This window comes from Flavobacterium album (assembly GCF_003096035.1).
Classification (GTDB): Bacteria; Bacteroidota; Bacteroidia; order Flavobacteriales; family Flavobacteriaceae; genus Flavobacterium; species Flavobacterium album.
Window position 1 is genome coordinate 332,243 of sequence record NZ_CP029186.1, and the last position, 20,314, is coordinate 352,556.

At 46.1% G+C, this 20,314-nt stretch carries 13 protein-coding genes; 4 read left to right on the forward strand and 9 right to left on the reverse strand.

All coding sequences use genetic code 11. The features are described 5' to 3' along the window. Positions 1 to 62: 62 nt before the first annotated feature. On the forward strand, positions 63 to 1,121 hold the full coding sequence (locus HYN59_RS01515; RefSeq protein WP_108776584.1) for a 3-oxoacyl-ACP synthase III family protein: 1,059 nt from the start codon (positions 63 to 65) through the stop codon (positions 1,119 to 1,121). A 243-nt stretch (positions 1,122 to 1,364) separates the two neighbouring features. On the opposite strand, the gene HYN59_RS01520 is transcribed toward HYN59_RS01515, so the two are convergent. Both HYN59_RS01520 and HYN59_RS01525 read right to left on the reverse strand, forming a co-directional pair. Next, positions 1,365 to 2,834, reverse strand: coding sequence for a lipopolysaccharide biosynthesis protein (locus tag HYN59_RS01520; RefSeq protein ID WP_108776585.1), 1,470 nt, complete (start codon positions 2,832 to 2,834; stop codon positions 1,365 to 1,367). After that, positions 2,834 to 3,703, reverse strand: a complete 870-nt coding sequence (locus tag HYN59_RS01525) for a glycosyltransferase (RefSeq protein WP_108779609.1) — start codon at positions 3,701 to 3,703, stop codon at positions 2,834 to 2,836. The genes HYN59_RS01520 and HYN59_RS01525 overlap by 1 nt, the downstream gene beginning before the upstream one ends. A 54-nt stretch (positions 3,704 to 3,757) precedes the next feature. On the opposite strand from HYN59_RS01525, the gene HYN59_RS01530 reads away from it, so the two are divergent. The 3 genes from HYN59_RS01530 to HYN59_RS01540 all read left to right on the forward strand — a co-directional run bounded on the left by HYN59_RS01530 (position 3,758) and on the right by HYN59_RS01540 (position 6,209). Continuing rightward, entirely contained in the window at positions 3,758 to 4,612 is an 855-nt protein-coding gene (locus HYN59_RS01530; RefSeq protein ID WP_108776586.1) for a glycosyltransferase family 2 protein, read from the forward strand. A 74-nt stretch (positions 4,613 to 4,686) separates the two neighbouring features. Next, complete coding sequence (locus tag HYN59_RS01535) at positions 4,687 to 5,427, forward strand: MlaE family ABC transporter permease (RefSeq protein WP_108776587.1); 741 nt, start codon at positions 4,687 to 4,689, stop codon at positions 5,425 to 5,427. After that, positions 5,427 to 6,209 (forward strand): ABC transporter ATP-binding protein, encoded by a 783-nt coding sequence (locus HYN59_RS01540; RefSeq protein WP_108776588.1) that lies wholly within the window; start codon positions 5,427 to 5,429, stop codon positions 6,207 to 6,209. The genes HYN59_RS01535 and HYN59_RS01540 overlap by 1 nt, the downstream gene beginning before the upstream one ends. A 660-nt stretch (positions 6,210 to 6,869) precedes the next feature. Here HYN59_RS01540 and HYN59_RS01545 read toward each other — a convergent pair. The 7 genes from HYN59_RS01545 to HYN59_RS01575 all read right to left on the reverse strand — a co-directional run bounded on the left by HYN59_RS01545 (position 6,870) and on the right by HYN59_RS01575 (position 20,298). Further along, positions 6,870 to 11,621 carry a gliding motility-associated C-terminal domain-containing protein gene (locus HYN59_RS01545; protein ID WP_108776589.1) on the reverse strand — a complete coding sequence of 1,584 codons (4,752 nt, stop codon included), beginning with the start codon at positions 11,619 to 11,621 and terminating at the stop codon, positions 6,870 to 6,872. Between the two features lie 411 nt (positions 11,622 to 12,032). Continuing rightward, positions 12,033 to 16,289 carry a T9SS type B sorting domain-containing protein gene (locus HYN59_RS01550; RefSeq protein WP_108776590.1) on the reverse strand — a complete coding sequence of 1,419 codons (4,257 nt, stop codon included), beginning with the start codon at positions 16,287 to 16,289 and terminating at the stop codon, positions 12,033 to 12,035. Between the two features lie 181 nt (positions 16,290 to 16,470). Next, on the reverse strand, positions 16,471 to 17,535 hold the full coding sequence (locus HYN59_RS01555; RefSeq protein ID WP_108776591.1) for a mannose-1-phosphate guanylyltransferase: 1,065 nt from the start codon (positions 17,533 to 17,535) through the stop codon (positions 16,471 to 16,473). A gap of 81 nt (positions 17,536 to 17,616) precedes the next feature. Beyond that, positions 17,617 to 18,216: a SprT-like domain-containing protein gene (locus HYN59_RS01560; protein ID WP_108776592.1), complete on the reverse strand. Its 600-nt coding sequence runs from the start codon at positions 18,214 to 18,216 to the stop codon at positions 17,617 to 17,619. An 8-nt stretch (positions 18,217 to 18,224) separates the two neighbouring features. Beyond that, positions 18,225 to 18,902: an SDR family NAD(P)-dependent oxidoreductase gene (locus HYN59_RS01565; protein WP_108776593.1), complete on the reverse strand. Its 678-nt coding sequence runs from the start codon at positions 18,900 to 18,902 to the stop codon at positions 18,225 to 18,227. After that, positions 18,902 to 19,852: a M28 family peptidase gene (locus tag HYN59_RS01570; RefSeq protein ID WP_108776594.1), complete on the reverse strand. Its 951-nt coding sequence runs from the start codon at positions 19,850 to 19,852 to the stop codon at positions 18,902 to 18,904. The genes HYN59_RS01565 and HYN59_RS01570 overlap by 1 nt, the downstream gene beginning before the upstream one ends. A gap of 62 nt (positions 19,853 to 19,914) precedes the next feature. Beyond that, positions 19,915 to 20,298 (reverse strand): winged helix-turn-helix transcriptional regulator, encoded by a 384-nt coding sequence (locus tag HYN59_RS01575; protein WP_108776595.1) that lies wholly within the window; start codon positions 20,296 to 20,298, stop codon positions 19,915 to 19,917. Positions 20,299 to 20,314: the final 16 nt, after the last annotated feature.

A 20,314-nucleotide genomic window follows, 5' to 3' on the forward strand; every position in this document is an offset into this window, starting at 1 on the left:
ATAATTGTTTAGGTTTCACATATCAGATAATTGATTAACTTAGCTATAAATTTAGGAGGGACATGAATATTAAAATTACAGGTTCAGGGAGTTATATCCCCACAAGAACCGTTACGAACCTTGACTTCGCAAAGCATGTTTTCCTTAACGATGACGGCACCCCACTTAACTATTCGAATGAGGTGGTAACCGAGAAATTCAGGCAGATCACCGGGATCGCAGAACGCCGCTATGTTGAGGATAACCTGCAGACATCTGACATAGCCTTTCTGGCTGCTGAAAAAGCGATAGAAAGCGCCGGTATCGACCCGGAAACACTCGACTATATCATTTTTGCCCATAACTTTGGCAATGTCAGGAGCGGGACGATACAGGGCGACATGCTGCCGAGCCTTTCAGCACGCGTAAAGCACAGCCTTAAAATAAAGAATCCGAAATGCGTGGCTTACGACCTTCTTTTCGGGTGTCCCGGATGGGTGGAAGGCGTTATCCAGGCCCAGGCGTTCATTAAGGCCGGTATGGCTAAAAAATGCCTTGTCATTGGTGCCGAAACACTGTCAAGGGTTGTCGACCCGCACGACAGGGACAGTATGATCTATTCCGATGGTGCAGGGGCAACCATTATAGAGGCAACAGAGGACGAAGGCGGTATCCTTGCGCACGAAACAGCATCTTTTACCCATGATGAAGCCTATTTCCTGTATTTCGGAAACTCTTTCAATACCGATCACGATCCGGATGTACGCTACATTAAGATGTACGGCCGGAAAATATATGAATTTGCCCTTAACCACGTGCCTCTGGCCATGAAGGAATGCCTGGATAAAAGCGGGCTTGCCATTGAAGACGTAACCAAAGTGCTTATTCACCAGGCGAACGAAAAAATGGACGAGGCGATAGTGCAGCGTTTCTTTAAGCTCTACAACCACAGCGCCGCAAAAGACATCATGCCCATGTGCATTGGCAAGCTGGGGAACAGCAGTGTGGCCACCATACCCACGCTTTATGACCTGATGATAAAAGGAAAACTGAAAGAACAACAGCTCCATAAAGGCGATGTGGTATTATTTGCTTCTGTAGGGGCAGGTATGAACATCAATGCTTTTGTTTATAAAGTGTAAATGTTTGGAACGCGGATGACGCGGTTCTTTGATAATCAAGGACATTTTGTCTTTGCAAAATATATGTTCCAGACCCCAAAGGTTTAAAAACCTTTGGGGCCTTTTTGTATGATGCGGATTGAAAATATGATTTTGAACGTTTGCGTGAGCGATAGAAGCGGCATCCCCGTAACGCAGTGGAGGGATATAGCGGATAGCGCGACCCTCGAAGTGGCTTGTGCGTTGGAAGGGGCACGCCCAAAATTATCTTTTTATTTTCGCTAAAACTTTATCTACAGAAACATTTACCTGGTAAACCAGCCTCAGCTTGTATACGGTAAATGCCGTAACTGCCATGTAAAGCCCTATTTTGTAAAGAAGGTTAATAAGGTGCGAAGCGCTGTTAGGAAGAAAATATATAAGCGCCCCGGCAGCAGCGAAGATAAGGCCCATCTGGAAGAACTTTTTGTCGAAAGGGAGCAGTCCGAACTTTTTGTAAATGAAAAGGAGTTTGCTGATATTGAAAAGGGTCATGCTGATAAACGATGCCCAGGCCACACCGGTGATCCCGTAGCCTGCCCCGATAAACCAGATGTTAAGCGATACATTGACACCAATAAGAAGTAGCACCGCTAAAAGGTTAAAACGGTAGTATTTGGAATAGGTGATAATTTCGCCGTTAAAGCCTGTAGCCATATTGACCAACACGCTAAAGCCCAATATTTGGATGATAGGGATTGTCGCTTTCAGCTTATCATAGTCGGGCATAAGGCGGAACAGGTCTTCCAACCCTATGAAAATACAGCCATAGAGCACAGCGCCAATAAAGAAAAGCAGGCGGGCTATTTCTTTGTATTTTACATTCAACTCGGCAATATTGTGGTTTTTGAGATAATTGGAAATGATGGGCGCATAGAGGGCGAACATCCCAACGGCGGGTATCTGCAACGTAGTGGCCAGGATAGCCCCAATGCTGAACACACCGTTGGCTTCCATAGAAATCATCTTAGGGATTATGAGTCCGTCTATCCGGAAGGCGAGTAATGAGCCGAGGCTCCCTGCGAGTGAATACAGGCTGTAGCGAAAATATTCTTTGCGGGATATTTCGCCAAACAGTGTCTTAAAGCGGTAATTGAACCCCGGTTTGTAATATTTAAATAAATAGATTGCGGTAAAAAGTAGTATGAGAATAAAACCGCACATGTATATCCATAAAGCAGCATCGCGCGTTACTACATTATAAATCAGCAATAAAAAGGCGGCAGGCAGCACCACTTTGGGTATCAGTTTTTCGAACATGGCAGGCCAGGCAATCTTTTGCAGGTCCTGCAACTGCTTTTTAAACAACTCTACAAATGCCAAGGCAACAGCTATGGGGAAAGCAAAATAGACCAACCCTTTGAATTCGGGTTCGCCCAGTTCCTCATAAAACAATACTCCTGCGAAGACTATACTGCTGACCGCTGCAACCGAAAAAATACTATAGAGGAAAAGCTGTTTTTGGCGGTGTTCATTCAGGGCAGGATAAAATTTAATGAGTGACTGGCTAGCTCCCAAAACCATTACAGGGAACAGCAATTGCGAAATGCTGTCGATGTACCTCACAATGCCCTGGAACTCGAAATTACGCGGATAGATAAGCAGTGAAGAGACCACGCCTATGGCAGTACCCATGTAGTTGATGATGGCAAACCACACCACCTGCTTTATGGGGGCTACTTTTTGCTTTTCCATTACAGGGCGCGTTTTCTGGCAGCAATGATCTGCCCCGGTTTTACAATAAAGCTTTTGTAGTATTTGAGCAATTCCCGTAGCATATGTTTCACCTCTGCCCTATTGTAAAATTTACTGAAATATTTCGGCAGGCCAAGCGCTTCTTTCAGGCCTTGCTTGTATGCGCTGAAAAGGCTTCGGTTGGGATCGATAAGCGTTGCTAATATCTTGTATTTGCTTTGGGTAAGGTCTTTGTTGAGATTTCGGGTGATAACGCGGTCGTGGACGATTTTAGAATGTATATCGATACCTATAAGGAACTTGTGGTAATGCACGCGGTCGCAATAGTTCCTGTCTTCGCCATAATGCCCGAAAAGTGGCTCGAAGAAACCCACTTTTTCTACACATTTTTTGCTGACAAGCCAAGCTGCTGCATTAACGAACGGAACAACCGCAACGCCATCCTGCTCTTTAGTTTTCCGGCTGTAATAGGTTTCGAAGCTTTTGTCAAACTGTATTCCGTCCCCGGAATAATGCATCGGGCTCATTATCCCAAAAGCAGCATCCTTTTCCATTTTCCCGACAAGGCTGCCTACAGTTCCTCCAAACACCCATGCATCCTGGTTGAGCAGGAAAAAATAGTCTGCCCCCTGCTCCAGCGCCATTTTCATCCCTATGTTATTGGCTTTGCCGAAACCAAGGTTGTCAGGTGACTTGACAAGCTGAACCTGAGAATACTTTTCCAAAAGCGCAACAGAGTCATCAGTTGAATTATTGTCGATAGCTATAATGCTCACGTGATATGATGATGCCAGCAGCGACGCGATATTCTTATCGATCCAGCGCGCGCCGTTGTAGGTGACAATAATTACAAAAACCTTTTTATCCAATGTTTCGCTTTTCTTCCGCAAAAATAAGGATATTTGCACCTATTCTGCTACAAAATGAATTATTACGTTATTATCCCCGCTTACAACGAAGCTGCTTTTATAGGCGAAATGCTACAGTCACTCGCCGGGCAGACAGCGCTTCCTGCGAAAGCTGTTGTAGTGAATGATAATTCGACCGACGGTACAGAGAATATTGTTACGGGATTTTCAACGGCACATCCGTGGGTAACGTTGGTAAATAAAAAATCGGATGCCATACACCTGCCGGGCAGTAAAGTAATTCAGGCTTTCAACGCCGGGTATGAAACGCTTGACGAAAATTATGACATCATTGTAAAGCTGGATGCCGACCTTATACTGCCCCCTGATTATTTTGAAACGATATTGAATGCTTTTGCAGCCAATGAAAAGGCCGGAATGGCCGGAGGCTTCGCCTATATAGAAAAAAATGGGGAGTGGATACTGGAGAACCTTACCGATAAAGACCATATCCGGGGAGCATTCAAAGCCTACCGGAAAGAATGCTTTTTGCAGATAGGCAAGCTCAGGGCTGCCATGGGCTGGGATACGGCCGATGAGCTCCTTGCCAAATTTTACGGATGGGAAGTGGTTACCATCGAAAGCCTGAAGGTAAAGCACCTAAAGCCTACCGGGGCCAGCTATAACAAAGCGGCGCGCTACAAGCAGGGCGAGGCTTTTTACACCCTTGGCTACGGCTTCCTGATAACCGCTATTGCCGGGGCTAAGCTTGCGATGCGAAAAAAGAAACCGTTCCTGTTCATCGATTATATTAACGGCTTCCTAAAAGCAAAAAGGCAGGGGAAACCGATGCTGGTTACCCCGGAGCAGGCAAAATTTATCCGCAGGTACCGCTGGGATAAAATGAAGGGCAAAATATTTAATAAGTAAAGTATTAAAAAACTATTAACTACTATTAGATACTGATTACAATTCGGTACTTTAGCCATTATTTTTAAGTATAAATGATAAGAGCATTACACCAGATAGGCATCTATTTCCTGATGCTGAAAGAGGTCTTCAACAAACCGACCAAATGGAAGGTGATGAAGCCCCTGATTTTTAAGGAAGTTGATGACCTCATAATAGGTTCACTTGGCATTGTGGCATTCATTTCGTTCTTTATCGGGGCGGTTGTTGCCATACAGACGGCACTGAACCTTACCAACCCGCTAATACCGAAAATGCTTATTGCGTTTGCAACTAGGCAGTCGGTAATATTGGAATTCGCACCTACCTTCATTTCCATTATCATGGCGGGCCGTGCAGGATCGTATATTACCTCGAGTATAGGTACCATGCGCGTTACCGAGCAGATTGATGCTCTTGAAGTGATGGGTGTAAATTCCCTGAACTATCTTGTATTCCCAAAAATAATCGCTTTTACACTTTATCCTTTTGTAATTGCATTGTCAATGTTCCTGGGCATGTTTGGCGGTTATGTAGCAGGTGTTTACGGAGGTTTTATAGGCAGCGATGAATTTATTCAGGGTATGCAGACGGACTTTATACCTTACCATATTTTTTATGCATTTTTCAAGACATTATTATTTGGTATGGTATTGGCCACAGTGCCGTCATTCCATGGTTTTTATATGAAGGGCGGGGCGCTTGAGGTAGGAAAAGCAAGTACAACCTCGTTTGTATGGACGAGTGTTACCATTATCCTGATCAACTACATACTAACCCAATTAATGTTAAGCTGATGATAGAAGTAAAAGATATAAAGAAATCATTTGGGGAGGCTGAAGTACTAAAAGGGATATCCACCACTTTTGAAAGCGGAAAGACCAACCTCATCATTGGGCGAAGCGGATCGGGTAAAACGGTAATGCTAAAAACCCTGCTTGGTATACACACACCTGATTCGGGCACTATATCATTCGACGGCAGGATCTACTCTGAGCTCAACGCAGATGAAAAGAGGGCATTGCGTACCGAGATAGGAATGGTTTTCCAGGGCAGCGCGCTTTTCGATTCGATGTCGGTTGAGGACAATGTAGCCTTTCCGCTGAAAATGTTTACCAAAAAACGGAGTAAAGAAGTACGGGACCGGGTTAATGAAGTACTGGAAAGGGTTAATCTGAAAGATGCCAACAAAAAATTCCCTAACGAGATATCGGGCGGTATGCAGAAAAGGGTCGCCATTGCAAGGGCTATCGTAAACAACCCCAAATACCTTTTTTGCGATGAGCCCAACTCGGGACTTGACCCCGAAACATCCATCGTTATTGATGAGCTGGTGCAGGAGATCACCAAAGAATATAATATCACCACGGTGATCAATACCCACGATATGAACTCGGTGCTGCAGATCGGGGAAAAGATTGTTTTCCTCAAAAACGGCATCAAGGAATGGGAAGGCGACAACACGCAGATTCTTGAAACACGGAATAAATCGATCGTTGAATTCGTTTACTCATCCGATCTTTTCAAGAAAGTGCGTGAAAGCCTGCTTGCTGAAGAAGAAGAGCATAAGAAGGAATAGTGATTTCAGTTTTCAGCCTGCCGGCCGGCAAAGGCAGGTCGCAGTCACGGTTTTCAGTGACAGCGGTTGTGAAAATAATTAGAAAGCCCGTTCGTGAAAAGACGGGCTTTGTTTTTTAATTCCTACCACTTAAGTTGACAAAAAATAGTCAATAATTTAAACCGACAAGGTTTTAAAAACACAGGTTTTCAGAAGTCTATAGGATTCTGTGAATGAATAAATTAAATTTTTAAATTATTTAATTTTACAGGGATTAAAGGTTTATCGGTAATGCTTATATGCCGCTCCTCCGGAGCTCAAGTAGTTTCGCTTACATTTTGCTATAAATATTCCGTCCCTCCGGGACTCATCAGTGGCAGCCCCAGCGGGGCGATATGTTTATAGAGACGTTGAACATGAATGCCTTAGAACTCCGGAGGAGTGATATATGAATTATTTATAACTCTTCCGAAAACCTGTGTTTTTAAAACCTTGCAGTTTGAGAACGCAACGATTGTTATTGGTTTCATGAAAGGTCTTCGAGACCTTTCAGATATAATTAAAATAAAGTTTCAGTCTATTTTATACTTATAATTGGTAATATCAAAAAAAGCGTTAGGCATTTGATAAAAAAAGCCCGTTCAATCGAACGGGCCTTGGTGCGTTTTGGAAAGTAATGTATTAATGTACTTCCCGTTGAAGGTACACCCATCCTGTTACCTGTTTCCCCTGGGAAAGTGTAACCACATAGAAGTAGGTACCGGTTGGCAGGTCGCCTTTATCCGACTGGCCGTACCATTCATTTTTATAATTCTCTTTCTCATATACTTTCAGGCCGTAACGGTTAAAGATCATCAGTTCCCTAACATCAAGGTTGGTAAGGTCAAAATTCTGGTTGTATTCATCATCATTCGGAGAGATACCCCTTGGGATGAAACAACCGGTATTATCTACAGTTATAGAAGCTACAGCGCTGCAACCATCGGCATTGGTCACTTTAACAGCGTACTCGCCGCCGGTAAGATTTGTAATATCGGCCGATTCGCCTGTAGAGTTATATCCGTCAGGGCCGGACCATTCAAAGCTCGCGCCCGGGATATCAGTAACGTTCACGATAGAAATAACATAGTTAAAATCAATGCACCCTGCCTCAAGTGCAACGGTAAACGCATTGGTGTTGAGCACAACTTCAAACTGCTCTGTAGTGCTGCATCCGTTCACTTCTACCTCGGCTTCGTACATACCATCTTCCGATATTTCTATGTCAGCTGCCGTAGCATCGGCCTGCAGTACCCCATCTTTATACCATTTATAGCTAGCATCGTTCGCATTAAAGTTGGCCGGAACTAAAGAAAGTGATGATGTCTGGCCTTCGCATATCGCGGCGTTTCCATCAAAAGTGAAATGAGGAGCCGGATTTACAATAACAGCAACAACAGATGCAGGCGACGAACAGCCATTTACGGTTACAGTCAGCGAGTAGTTGCCCGAAGCGCCAGGCACTGCATTGCTAAGCAGCGGGCTTTGCGCGGCAGATGTGAATCCGTTAGGGCCTGTCCATGAATATACCGCACCCGGTACCGCTGTAGCTATAAGCTGGACATCGGTTCCTTCGCAGACAGGGGCAATTGCAGCCAATACCGGCGCACCCGGCCTGTCCTTAAGCGTTACAGTTATAATAGCCTCATCATCCGGGCCACAACCTGATACTATATATTTAAACTGGTACGTTCCCTGGACGATACCTGCTGTATTGAACATACTTCCTGCCAAAGCGCCCGTACCATTAATATCCTGCCAGGTACCACCTGCATCGTGGGGCGTGCTAAGGTAGTCTGTAAGGTCTATCATATCGCCGTCGTTACAGACAGCAACACTATTGTCGTTACCTGCTACAGGAAGCGCGTTAACCTGCACTGCTATGGTTGTTACCGGCGACGAACAGCCGTTTACTGTAATGGTAAGCGAATAGTTTCCGCTATGGGCAACCGTTGCATTAGCAATTACAGGATTTTGGACTGCAGAAGTAAAGCCATTAGGCCCTGTCCAGGCATACACTGCGCCCGGCACCGCTGTAGTGGTAAGGTTAATGCTTGCTCCTTCGCAAAGCGTACCGATTGCCGGCACTACCGGAGCGCCCGGCCTGTTTTTAAGTTCTACGGTTATAATGGCTTCATCGTCCGGGCCGCAGCCTGATACTACATATTTAAACTGGTAGGTTCCATCAGCGATTCCTGCCGTATTGAACGTACTTCCTGCCAAAGCGCCTGTACTGTTCACATCCTGCCATGTACCTCCGGCATCGTGGGGTGCACTAAGGTAGCCTGCAAGGTCTATCGAAGCCCCGTCATTACATATTGAGATGCTGTTATCATTACCTGCTACAGGAACTGCATTAACCTGTACAGCTATTGTGGTTGTTGCAGATGTACAGCCGTTTACAGTAATGGTAAGCGAATAGTTGCCGCTATGGGCTGTAGTAGCATTTGCAATTACAGGATTCTGGAGTGCGGAGGTAAAGCCGTTTGGCCCTGTCCATGCATATACGGCACCCGGTACGGCTGTAGTGGTAAGGTTGATGCTTGCCCCTTCGCAAAGCGTACCGATTGCCGGAACTACCGGTGCGCCGGGTATATCTTTGAGCTGGATGCTTATAGTAGCCACATCATTAACGCCGCAAGCGCTCGTAACGGTATAAGTAAACTGGTAGGTGCCCTGGACAACGCCTGCAGTATTGAATGTTGTGCCTGTAAGCGCACCCGAACCATTTACATCTGCCCATGTCCCTCCGGCATCGTGAGGGTTGCTAAGGTAGCTCTCAAGGTTAATCGCACTGCCGGTATTACACATTGATGCACTATTATTGTTTCCGGCATTAGGCTGCGCATTTGGCACTATCGTATAGTCGAGTGTCTGGTTGATGCATGAGCCGGGGTTATCCGACGTTATGGTTACGTGATAGGTTCCGGCATCGGCGGCATCAAAGGCGGGAAAGTTCAGAACATTAGTTGTACCTAATATCGTTCCGGGAGCGCCATCTTTATACCATGAATAATTAAGGAACGTAAAGTTTTGAACTGATAGCGAACTGTCCTGGCCTTCACAGAATCCGTCTGCCTGGATCGCAAGAGGATCCAGCGCATTGATATCCAGCTGGAAGTTCAGCGAGTTACCGCAGGCATCGGTTACCCTGAAGTTGTAAGTTCCCGGCTCAAGACCGGTAAAAAGATTTGAAGTGCCATTGTTTACCACAAAAGGATCGCCATTTTTGGTTGTGATGTCATAGATAAGCGGCCCAACACCGTCAGCGGCAATTATTACCTCCGAAGTATTATTAAGGCACGGGAAACTGTAGGCCCCATCGATTGTTGGTGCACCGCCGAAAGTAAAGGTATCAATGATCTCAAGGCAACGGAAGTTGGTTGAAGCGCCATTGCTGTATACATAGAAAACCCTGACAATCCTGAATTCTCCCGTGTAGGCCAGGTTGATATTGGTTGTATTATTACTTAGGAATACCGAGTTGGCATTTGAAGGCAATGAACCTTCCGCATAAGCCGCTCCCGTTCCCGGGTGCCCCCAGGTACCGGTAACGGTATTGTATTTCTGAAGCCAGAATGACTGCAGGTTAGAGCCGTTGCTCGTATAATGCAGGCTGATATTGAACGAACCGCAATTTGGTATGACGTCAACATCATTGGTAACCACCTGGTATCCCTGTACGGTAACCGTTTTGGTTCTTACAGTACCACAGTTATCCACCGTTTCAAATTTATAAACACCTGCAGGCAGCGAGTTCATGTAAAAGTTACCATCCACAGGATTAATGTTGAAAGAAACATCCGCAGGCCCGGAATAGGCAGCAGGGTGCTCGGTTATGTGGACCGAAACAAGCACATTGGTATTAGAGCCAAGCCGTATAGAACCATCGCCCAGCGTACAGCCAGGCCGCTGCGTATCGGTCAGCTGAAGGTCGGCCGCCGATGGCTGTATCGTTTCGTTCAGATCATATTCGTCACCACACACATCCACTACATGGAACGAGTAGGCGCCCATGGGAAGGTTTTCCATAAGGAAAGCGGGGTCGGGGGTTATAAATGCCGACACATCATAGGGTGGCCCGGGAGGATGCGCATCAATATACGCCTGGGGCGCGCTTGTCATAATGACACTGGCAATACCCCTTGGCGCCACTGTAGTTACCGTAATCCCTATCTGGCCCAGGCAGGTATCGCCGCTCACAGTGCTTACTATTGATGCCGTTGCATCATCTGTAAGGTCAAGCGTATGTGTTTCTGTGTGCCCGCACGCATCTGTTAGCTTTATAACATAGCTTCCCAGTGGTACCGGGTTGCTATCTGAGCCATAAGCAGTTGTTGCGCCGCTGTGTGTAGGGAAAGCGGGGTTGAAACTTGCCGGGTTGAATCCCGCAGGGGCACTTACAAAGGTTACGGTATAAGGAGCCCTGTATACTGTCGGTGAAAGGGTAAAGTAAAATTTATGGCAGCTGTCGTTTTTCGGCTCAGCATTAAAATCGAATTTCTGGTCAATGGTATTGTTATTCCTTATGAACACATTACCGCAGGCATCTGTCACTTTGAGATTGTAGGTATATTCCTGATCGTGATAGAACGGAAGATTTGATAAAATATGGTTATCTATATTGTTACCTGTCGCTACTGTTTGTGTAACTACTATCGGCGCTCCGCCGCCCGGTGGAAATACGGTATATTCAAAAGTTAGCGGGTAAAATATCTCATTGCCTGCTATAGTGGCAAAAAAATGATCGACTGTGATCTGGTTACACGCAGGCAATGGGCCCGGGGCGATAACCAGCGGGTCTATAATTACGCTGGTAGCTACCTGTGTAAGCTGCACGGTAACCACTACAGCATTGCCACAGTTATCTATAACTTTTACCTGATAAGTACCTATCGGAAGGTTGTTGAACACATTGGTTGGCTGTACAGGCTTTGTCACAGGCCCTGAAACAATTTCATAACTAACAGCAGTACCCGACGTTATATTTATCGTTAAACGCCCGTCGCCCGGACAGTGCACATGCCTCGGCGTAATGGTATATGTGAGTGGTACTATTGCATTTGTTATCGTAACCGTGTCGGTAGCCGTGTTTGACAGCGGCCCAAGCGACTGCGTTGCAACAACAAGATAATCCCCTGCCACAAGGCTGTTCACTGTACTTGTCGTAACAACAGTAACCGGTGTAGTTGTGTTCGGCAGTAAGTATACTTCATATGCAACCGACGATCCGGCCGTTTTTCCTGTAAGGGTAAACGTAAGCGTACCGTTACCAAGGCAGGTTTGCGGTGTTGCCGTTACATCAAGCGTAAAAGGATCCAACTGCGCATACGAACCAAACCCGGAAAGCAGGGTTAGCAGTAAGCATAATTTAAAAAATAGTTGTTTCTTCATAAGTATTATTTAAGTTGATTGGTTTTTTTTATTCTCTCCGACACTGCAAACCGGCGCCTTATTTATTTTTAACAGCCGAAAGCCCAAAAGGCCCGCTATAATGATTACTTTATACCGGAAGATGACAGCCTGATTTAAATGCAATTACCCTTCTCAATAACATGATGCTGCTTCCCAAAAACGGGGTATTGCCCTCTTTCCGTCATTGAGAAACAGGGCATACCGATATTATAACAGTTGAAACGTTAAAATCATCCCTGATAATTTTAAATTTTAACATAAAAAATCTTTACAAAGATTTAAATCAAATGAATATCAGCAGTTTACTGTAGTTAATATTTCCTAACATCCAAGCTATTATACCGAACATATAATAGTCGTCAAAGTGTTTATAAGGTTGCGTTGCAGGAGTTACTTTATTTCACGTTGCAGGTATACCCATCCGGTTACCTGTTTCCCTGCCGATAAGGTAAGCACATAATAATATACACCTGTAGGGAGGTGCCCGCGGTGGGACTGCCCGTGCCATTCGCTGATGTATCCATCCTTTTCATATACCTGCAGCCCGTAACGGTTGAATATTTCTATATGTTTTATATCGAGGTTCGAAAGGTCGAAGGAGTCGTTAAGACCGTCGCCATTCGGCGAAATGCCCCGCGGTATAAAGCAGCTCGTATTGTCCACAACTATAGATGCGTTTTGGCTACAGCCTTCGGCATTGGTCACCTCAACGAAATATTCCCCGGATGCGCCGTCAGTAATAACAGCTTCCTCCCCCGTATGCGAATAGCCGCCCGGGCCTGTCCATAAGAACGAAGCGCCCGGCATTTCGGAAAGGTTGGTAATCGCGATTACATATTCCGTATCCCGGCAGCCTGCTTCAAGCGCTACCGCGAAAGCATTCGTATTTTGTGTAACAGTAATTTCGCGGGACGAAACGCATCCGTTGCTGCCCACCTCAACTTTATAAAGGCCGGTTTCAAATACCTCTATGGTACTTTGGTCAATGCCTGTCATCTGCTCTCCATCGTGGTACCACGTATAGGCAACAGCATTGGGCGCAAAATTCCCGGGAATAACCGAAAGTAACGAACTCTGCCCTTCGCATATCATGCTATCGCCTTCTACTGTAAATTGGGGAATAGTATTAACCATTACCGAAATCGTTGACGGTGGGGAAGAACAGCCATTGGTTGTAACGGTGAGCGAATAGGTCCCGCTGTGGGAAGTTGTGCTATTTGGAATGAACGGATTTTGGATTGCCGAGGTAAAATTATTCGGGCCCGTCCATTGGTACGCAGCACCCGTTACCGCGGTAACCGAAAACTGTATCGCGCCACCCTCGCACACCGGGGCTACCGGGGCAATGAGCGGAGCCTGAGGCCTGTTCCTTAGCTCTATGGTTATGACAGCATCGTCGGAAAGGCCGCACGCGCTTGTCACTGTGTACCTGAAATGATACGTTCCCGCTGCAAGGCCGGAAGTATTGAAAATGTTCCCTGCTAAAGCCCCACTGTTATCCATATCCTGCCATATTCCACCAGTGCTGTGCGGAAGGGAGAGATAGTCCTCGAGGTTGAGCGGCTGCCCGTCATTACAAAACGAAAGGCTGTTATCCTGCCCTGCAACAGCAACAGAATTGATTGTTACCGAAACTGTGGATGGCGGCGAGGCACAGCCATCTACCGTAACTGTAAGCGAATAATTCCCGCTTTGGGCTACTGTGCTGTTAGTTATAGTTGGGTTTTGTACCGTTGAGATAAAATTATTTGGCCCTGTCCACTGGTAGGTCGCGCCCGCAGCGGCAGTAACCGAAAATTGTACCGTGCTGCCCTCGCATACCGCTGCTATTGGAGCAATAAGCGGTGCCTGGGGCCTGTTCTTCAATTCTATGGTTATAACAGCTTCATCTTCCAAATCGCATACGCCTGTTACTTTATAGGCAAACCTATAAGTTCCCGGTGCAATGGCTGCGGTATTAAATATATTCCCTGAAAGCGCTCCTGTAGCATCTACATCTTCCCATGTTCCTCCCACATCGTGCGGAGACGACAGGTAAGCGGTAAGGTTCAGAGGTTGGCCGTCATTACAATAAGAAATGCTGTTATCGTTGCCCGCGACAGGAAGCGTATTGGGCAGCACCTGGTATTGCAGTACCTGGCTGATGCACGAGCCCACCGTTGGCGAAGTAATGCTTACAAAATAGGTCCCTGCCTGCGTAGCCGAATTGTATGCCGGAAAATTCAGCGTGCCTGTAGTGCTTAATATCGTTCCGGGAGCACCTGCTTTCCACCATTGGTAGTTAAGGAAGGAGAATTCGTCAACCGAAAGCGAACTGGCTTCCCCTTCGCAAAAACCATCTGCGGTAAGCGCTATCGGGTCAAGCGAATTAATATCGAATTGTATGTTGCGTATGTTCCCGCACACATCGGTCACCTGGAAATTATAAGTGGCAGGCTCCAGCCCCGAGAAGAGGTTGGAGGTGCCATTATTAACCACAAAAGGCTGGTTGTTCTTCAATGTTATCTTGTAGGTGAGCGGCGGTACACCTTCGGCAACGATGATCACCTCTGTAAGGCCGCCTGCACACGGGAAGCTGTAGGCATCGGTAATTACGGGGCCTCCATCAAAGTCAAATTCATAGATCTGCTCAAGGCACCTAAAGTTGGCCGCACTGCCATTGCTCCATATATAGGCCAGCTTGATCACCCTGAAATGGCCGGTAGAGCCTATGTTTATATTATTTGCATTATTATTCAGTAAATAAGCTGTATTTGTATTGGGTGTTGCACCTTCAGCATAATCTGCACCGCTTATAGGGTGTTCCCATACCCCTGCCACCGGATCGTAGCGCTGCAGCCAGAAGGTTTGCAGATTGTTGCCATTACTGGTGTGGTGCAGGCTAAGGTTGAAAGAATTACAGTTTGGCGTTATCGCGACATCATTCAGCTGTATGTGATACCCTTCGATCACAACATTCTGGTTGGTTATCGCCCCGCAGTTATCAATTACTTCAAAAGTATAAGCGCCTTCGGGCAGGGAGTTCATATAGAACCTGCCATTTGTGGCGATATTGGCCGTAACCACAAGCGGCAACGTTCCTGTAAATGTTGCCGGGGCAGCAGTTATCCGCACTGATATCATGGTCGTCTCGGGAGAAGTTATCCTGAGGGAGCCGAATCCCGTTTCACAGCCCGGGTTTTGCGAAACCGAAAGTGGTACAGCAGAAGCAGCAAGGTCAAATTGCCCGTTATAGACATCGCCGCACGAATCGGTTATGGTAACGGCATAGTGCCCAAGGGGAAGGTTTTCCATAAAAAATCCGGTAGGCGTAATAAATTCAGAGACATCATCATCCAGCGTACCGGGATAGGCAGCAGGTGCGGCTGTTATTATTACAGAAGTTATCGTCCTGCCAGGGATTTCGATCGAAACCGAGCCTCCCGCAGCGCAGCCCAATACCTGCGGTACGATCTGGGGTGTTATTTCGGGATCGTGTATTTCAAAGCTCTGGGTTGCCGTGTGCCCGCATGCATCGGTAATCTGTACTGTATAATTTCCATGGGGTACGGGGTTGGTGTCTACATCGCCATACGGAATCGGGTCATCATCAAAAGTCGGGTGCGACGGATTGAACGCTACCGGGTTAAATCCTGTGGGGGCTGCTGTGAAATTTACAGTCACCGGGCCTACATAATAATTGGGCTTTATGCTAAAGGCATTATCCCCGCAATTGGCAACATTTTGGCTTACTTCAACAGAGAGCGTTTTATTGACGATGACATTGTTGCGGGTATAAACGTTGCCGCACGCATCGGTTATCTTTATGTTGTAAGCATACTGCTGGCCATAGTAAAAGGGGATATTTACCGAAAGCGGCGTGCCTGCTGCCGCACCGCTTGCTATTACCTGTGTGGTAACTATTGGCGCCCCACCGCCGGGAGGAAATACCGTGAACTGGCAGGTAAGCGGGTAAAAAACCTGGTATGCCGATGATGAAACCTGGATATTATGGGAGATCGTTATCGTATTGCACGAGGGCAATTCGCCGCCGGTAAAAACCACCGGTGCAATAGTAAGTCCGGTATTTACCTGGACCAACTGAAGCGTTGTTACCACTGCTTCGCCACAATTATCGTACACCCGTACATTGTAGGTACCCGCCGGAAGGTTGTTAAACACGTTAGAAGATTGCAGCGCCACCGTAACCGGGCCGCTTATGATTTCGTAAGAGACCGCAACACCGGTAAGCACGTTTACGGTTATTTTGCCATCGTTGCCGCAGTGCACGGGCGTTGGTATAAGCGAATAGGTCAGCGGGATGATATTGTTGCCTATGGTAACAGTGTCGGTTGCGGTGTTGGATTCTCCTCCTAATGATTGTGTTGCAACGACAAGGTAATTGCCGGCAACAAGGCCTGTGGCATTCGGCGAAGTTGTTATTACAAGAGGCGTTGTCGTATTAGGGAGCAGGTATACGGCATAATCAATTGAAGCGGACGGGTTATTACCTGCGACCGTAAAGCCAAGCGAACCGTTACCCAGGCATGTTTGGGCAACAGGCGTTACATCCAGTGTAAATGCGGGCAATTGGGCAATACAATCCAAAGAAAAAACGAGCGTTATTATAGCTAATAACACCCTTTTGGCAGGTAGTCTTATATCCATTCGCAATTTTTTGAATGGCTAAGGTAACTATTCTGCGCACATGGCAATCAGGAGATTACAAATTTTAACACAAAAACCCTACGGATTGTTATGCAATTCAATGGGATCTAAAAAACAAAAAGACGTTGCATTGCAACGCCTCTACATCCTATAAAACTTTATCAGAGATTATACAGATAATCTATGAGTTTTTCGTGACAATCTCGGTAATTTTCTTGATTTCCTGCTCTTTTTCCTTAGGGTAGATCAGCAGGATATTTTCTTTATCTACAATAATATAGTCATTCAGCCCGTCTACGATCACAATCTTGTTTGCATCAGTCCTGATGATGTTGTTAGAAGCATTCTCTATAAACAGCTTCGCATTGACCACCGTATTATTGTTAGCATCCTTATCCAGCTTATCGTGCAGCGAACCCCAGGTACCCAGGTCGTTCCAGTCAAAGGTGGCAGGCACCACAAATACGTTCTCCGCATTTTCCATTATGGCATAGTCAATCGAAATATTTTGTGATTTCGGGTAGTTTTCCTCGATGAAATTTTGCTCCGAAGGCGTGTTATAGTAATCATAACCACTTTCAAAAAGGGAATACATCTCGGGCTGGAATTTTTCGAAGGCAAGCACTACCGACCTTACGCTCCAGATGAATATACCTGCATTCCAAAGGAAGTTACCGCTTTGAAGGAAAGTTTTTGCCGTTTCATAATCGGGCTTTTCCCTGAAATGGAATACTTTTTTTATCGCATTATGATCCTGTGTGCCGTATTCTATGTAGCCATAGCCGGTGTTGGGGAATGTTGGCTGTATGCCAAGGGTCATCAGCACATCGTCATTTTGCGCATAATCAAAAGCAAGCTGCAGGTTGCTGATGAACGCCTGCTCATCCTCGATCCAGTGGTCGCTCGGGGCAACAACCATCACAGCATCGGGATTCATTTTTTTTATTTTTAGCGAAGCATATAATATGCATGGGGCCGTATTGCGCATAGCGGGCTCCAGCACCACCTGTTCCTGCTTTACCTGCGGCAATTGTTCCAATACAAGGTCGTTGTATATCTCGTTGGTAAGTATCAGTATATTTTCTTCGGGGATCAGCTGCGAAAGCCTGCTAAAAGTTTTTTGTATCAGGGTCTCTCCCGTACCCAGCATATCGTGGAATTGTTTCGGGAACTGCGCAGTGCTCACCGGCCAAAAACGTGAGCCCACGCCCCCGGCCATCAATACTGCATAATAATTTTTATTCATTTTTACTGGCTAATGTTGTTTTGTTGAGTAAAGTTTCTAATTAATCCCCGTATTTCAAAAACGTTTAATTTTCATTTAACACTACGGCAGCAGCTCTACTTCGGCGTTAGGGTTGAAGAGGTACATCCTGCCGGTGCTTACCTCCAAACATTCAAAACGCTTTACCCGCTGCGCCCCTTTTTTAAATATCTTACCGTTGTATATCCTGAAAGTTGCCCCATACGGAATTTGGAAAATATAGGTCTTTTCAGACTCTGCCTCATCAAACTGCTTTAGCGCCAATGACAATGAAGCATCGGTATCGCTGCTTGCCTTCGGGTTCCTGAAATGCCTTGCCAGCAAGGGCAGCAATTGGTTCGGGAATATTTCGGGCCGTATGAAGGGCACCATTAGTTTTTGGAAAGTCAGCTTCCACTCATCGCCATGCGGCTTGATATTTCGCCCGTATTTTTCGAATGCCGCGAGGTGGGCTATCTCGTGTATGAGTGTTATCAGGAAGCGGTACTTGTTCAGGTTTGAATTTACCGTGATCTTGTGGTAGCCGCTTTCGTCCCGCCTGTAATCGCCATGCCGCGTAACCCGCTCGTTCACGATCTTCAAATGCACGCCATACAGTTTTATCAACTCAAAAACCGTATCGACAGCATGCTCAGGCAAATATGGGGCTAAGACGTTCTTCAAATTTACGATCAGGGTGTGCTTGCGGAAACCTGCAGCACTTTCCCATTAAAATAGTTATTACCCGTAAGGGCAAAGTTATAAATATAATCGGCCATTTCTTTAGGTGACAAAGGCGCTTGGTATCCCGGGAACGCTTCCTGCAGCATCTCGGTATTTACAGCGCCCAGTGCCAGGACGTTGAAGGCTATCCCCTGCTCTTTATATTCTTCCGCCAATAGCTCGGAGAGTGTTATTACCGCTCCTTTGCTGGAACTGTACGCCGAAAGGCCGCTGAACTTAACGGTCCCCTGCACGCCACCCATGCTGCTGATGGTAACCACATGCCCGCCTTTTTGCATAAACGGAAGTACCACCCTGTTGAGCGCGGCAACACCAAACACATTGACTTTATATATATATTCAAATTCGGCCGCAGTTATTTCGGTAAACGGTTTCAGTATCAGTGCGCCTGCATTATGGATCACGATATCTACTTTGTGCCACGTAGTTTCTATAAACGTTTTTATATTTTCAAGCCCTCCATTCTCCGAAAGGTCAGCACTGAGGCAGGTGATATTAGGGTTATCAATAAGGGACTGCGGCATTTTGCGGGAAACGGCCAAAACGTTGTGCCCCGCATGCGCGAACTGCAATGTCAGCTCATAGCCTATGCCCCTGCTCGTGCCGGTAATGATGATGTTTTTCATTATTTCTTCAGTACAATTTCCTGTGTTTTGGCATTCACCATTTTGTCCACCACCGGTATCATTTGCTGTATGAACGCTGTCATGTGTTTGGTATCCATCGCTTCAAATTCATCATCAAGCTTATGATAGAAGGGGAACGTACTCATTTCGGTCGTACTCAGCGTATGCGACGGCACATTAAATTCCTGAAAGAACGGATAATTGTCCGACTGCCTGAACAACTGGTATTTCATCTCGAACTCATTTGAACCGATGATCTTTTTGCCTGCATATTCATTAAACTTATCAGCCATATTACTCCTTCCGTATCCTGTGATAAAAGCCAGGTTGTCGCCCCCAAGCGGAACGCCCGTCATCTCAAAGTTGAGCATGGTATAGATATTGAAGCCCTGTTCCTTCAATTTTTTGGCAAGGTGGTAGCTCCCCAAAAGCCCTGCTTCCTCGGCAGAGAAAAAGCAGAACAGTATGCTGCGCTTGTTCGATCTTGAATGGCCATAGTAGTTCACCAGTTCGGCTACAGTAGTACTGCCTGTTGCGTTGTCATCGGCGCCATTGTAAATATCATCGCCATTCACCGCTTGCTTCGCCATACCAATATGGTCGTAATGCGCCCCGATCACTATGAACTCTTTTTTAAGCTCCGGATCAGTTCCTTCAAGTACACCAACAATGTTGTAAGCGGTCTTAGGATAATTTTTCAACGTGTCCTTATACGTTGCGAAATACGGCTTGATGTTGTTCTTTTTCAATATGCCCTCAAGGTATTGTGCGGCTTTGTCCATTTCGGGGGTGCCGGGCTGGCGGCCCTTCAGCTCGTCGGAAGCAAGGAATTTAAGCGTAGCAGCTACGTTTTGTTCTTCTACCTTATATGGTTTTGATGATTTGCTTTGGGCACAGGATAAGGTGATACAGCCTAATGACAATAACGACAGCAGTAATGCTTTTTTCATAAATGATTGTTTTACTTAGCTAAAGTAAGAAAAAACACAATAGCATCTAAAATATTACTTCATTACTGCTGTTTTGCCTCACTAATGGCAAGCTCCTGCTGCCTTTGTATTACATTTCGCAGGCGCTCCTTATGCTCATCGCCCCACTGCCCAAGCATCGCTATTACGGGAATAAGTGTTTCCCCAAATTCAGTCAGTTTGTATTCTACCTTTGGTGGCAGCTGCGGGTAAATGGTCTTAGTTACCAGTTCGTGCGCTTCCAGCTGATTCAGCTGCATATTAAGCACCCTTCGCGAAGCATCGGGTATCTTGCGCTGGAGCTCACCCGGCCTTATAAATCCTTGAGAAATGAAATATAATATCCGGATCTTCCATTTCCCATAGAGCACTTCGCCTATCAGGTCGAGGCCGCAATTTAATGATATAGGGATTTTTCTTTGGTACATATCGTAAAGGTAATTC

Coding starts and splice junctions, on each gene's coding strand:
- HYN59_RS01540 (WP_108776588.1), top strand. CDS start 5,427: ATGATAGAAGTAAAAGATATAAAGAAATCATTTGGGGAGGCTGAAGTA.
- HYN59_RS01515 (WP_108776584.1), top strand. CDS start 63: ATGAATATTAAAATTACAGGTTCAGGGAGTTATATCCCCACAAGAACC.
- HYN59_RS01550 (WP_108776590.1), bottom strand. CDS start 16,289: ATGGATATAAGACTACCTGCCAAAAGGGTGTTATTAGCTATAATAACG.
- HYN59_RS01575 (WP_108776595.1), bottom strand. CDS start 20,298: ATGTACCAAAGAAAAATCCCTATATCATTAAATTGCGGCCTCGACCTG.
- HYN59_RS01565 (WP_108776593.1), bottom strand. CDS start 18,902: ATGAAAAACATCATCATTACCGGCACGAGCAGGGGCATAGGCTATGAG.
- HYN59_RS01555 (WP_108776591.1), bottom strand. CDS start 17,535: ATGAATAAAAATTATTATGCAGTATTGATGGCCGGGGGCGTGGGCTCA.
- HYN59_RS01530 (WP_108776586.1), top strand. CDS start 3,758: ATGAATTATTACGTTATTATCCCCGCTTACAACGAAGCTGCTTTTATA.
- HYN59_RS01520 (WP_108776585.1), bottom strand. CDS start 2,834: ATGGAAAAGCAAAAAGTAGCCCCCATAAAGCAGGTGGTGTGGTTTGCC.
- HYN59_RS01570 (WP_108776594.1), bottom strand. CDS start 19,852: ATGAAAAAAGCATTACTGCTGTCGTTATTGTCATTAGGCTGTATCACC.
- HYN59_RS01545 (WP_108776589.1), bottom strand. CDS start 11,621: ATGAAGAAACAACTATTTTTTAAATTATGCTTACTGCTAACCCTGCTT.
- HYN59_RS01535 (WP_108776587.1), top strand. CDS start 4,687: ATGATAAGAGCATTACACCAGATAGGCATCTATTTCCTGATGCTGAAA.